We start from the raw sequence: 381 nt of genomic DNA, 5'->3' as shown, positions 1-381 counted from the left end.
ACACAGGAGCAACTCGGCTCGGTCGTCTATCGCCGCAACAATTTCGAGGCGCGCGACCGCGTGCTGACGTTCCAGGTCGCGGCGGCGCACCAGTCGCGCAACGCGTACGACGCGAAGACCTTCTCGTTGTCGGGCACGCTGGAGCGGCAGACCAACATCTTCTTCCAAAAGACGTGGACGTGGTCGATCGGCGCCGAACTGATCGCCTCGGACGAGCGCGACGTGATCCTCGCCACCGGCGATCCGCGGCGGCGGACCTTCTTCATCGGCGCGCTGCCGACCAGCCTGATCTACGACGGGTCGGACGATCTGTTGAACCCGACGACGGGTTTCCGGATCGGCGGGCGGATCAGTCCGGAGGCATCGTTGCAGGGATCGGTG

At 65.6% G+C, this 381-nt stretch carries 1 protein-coding gene; it reads left to right on the top strand.

Going from position 1 to position 381, the window contains the following annotated elements:
* The coding region (locus AC0IYH_RS29780) for a hypothetical protein (protein WP_471837677.1) at positions 1 to 381 on the top strand (381 nt) is incomplete at both ends.

The organism is Pseudomonas sp. AC463 (assembly GCF_979253585.1).
Note: the sequence above shows the minus strand (reverse complement) of the source record. Positions and strands in the feature narration are given on the sequence as shown.